Genomic DNA, 951 nt, shown 5'->3' on the forward strand with positions numbered 1-951 from the left:
ATTTTTGCCAAACAGATAAGCGTTTCCGATTGATCAATCAAAAAAATCAAGGTCAAAGTGTAGCCAGAAATCATGGCGTAAAAGAATCCCTTGGTGAATATATCATGTTTGTCGATAGTGATGATGTCATTAAAGCAAATATACTAGACGTATTACTATCCTATATGAAGGCGGATGTGGATTTAGTAGAATGTAATCTTGTTCGCAATCAAGAAGAATTGCATAAAAATAAACCGATTCGAGTTATTTTCGAAGGTAATTCAACGGCAGCCATTATTAAATGTATAGCACTTAAAGAAGTGAATTATTCTCCATGTGCAAAATTATATAGAAGAGAAATTATTGAAAAAGTTCCATTTTTAGAAGGTGTTATTTACGAGGATGTTTATACAGGAATTAATTTTTTAAAAAATATTCGAAAAATGGTAGTTGTTGATTTAACTGGGTATTATTACCGATTTAGTCCGAATAGTACTATGACAACTTCTTTTAATGAGAAAAATTTAGATATTTTTAAAGTTGGAAATCAATTAATAGCATCATTCCAAGATGATGCATATTTATTACCGTACATTGGATACTTTATGTTTTATCTAGGGGTTAGTCATTATTACAGAGATGGCATTACGAAGAAGAGTCCTTGTGTTAGTTTGTATGAGAATTTTATAAAGGAGTCTGCTTTTATTGCGAAGCAATCTCAAGAAGTTGTTCGAAAATACCGTTTACTAAGAATGTATTTCATAGCGCCAAAATATTTTTTAACGATTACTCATCCAGTGTATCAGTTTCTGTATAAAGGATGGAGTAAATTTAGAAAGTTGATTCACAAAAGACAAATAAAGGAGCTTATGAACAAAAATGATTAGCATAATAGTTCCAGTTTATAATGTGGAAAATTATCTAGAAGAATGCTTAGAAAGTATTCGAAAGCAAACCTATCAAGATATAGAA

At 30.2% G+C, this 951-nt stretch carries 2 protein-coding genes; both read left to right on the top strand.

What is annotated here, in order from left to right; genetic code table 11:
- The coding region (locus JQ843_RS05670) for a glycosyltransferase family 2 protein (protein WP_203213120.1) at positions 1–866 on the top strand (866 nt) is incomplete at its 5' end.
- The coding region (locus JQ843_RS05675) for a glycosyltransferase (RefSeq protein WP_203213121.1) at positions 859–951 on the top strand (93 nt) is incomplete at its 3' end. The genes JQ843_RS05670 and JQ843_RS05675, both read left to right, overlap by 8 nt.

It is taken from the genome of Streptococcus mitis, from assembly GCF_905187495.1.
Lineage (GTDB): Bacteria > Bacillota > Bacilli > Lactobacillales > Streptococcaceae > Streptococcus > Streptococcus mitis_CU.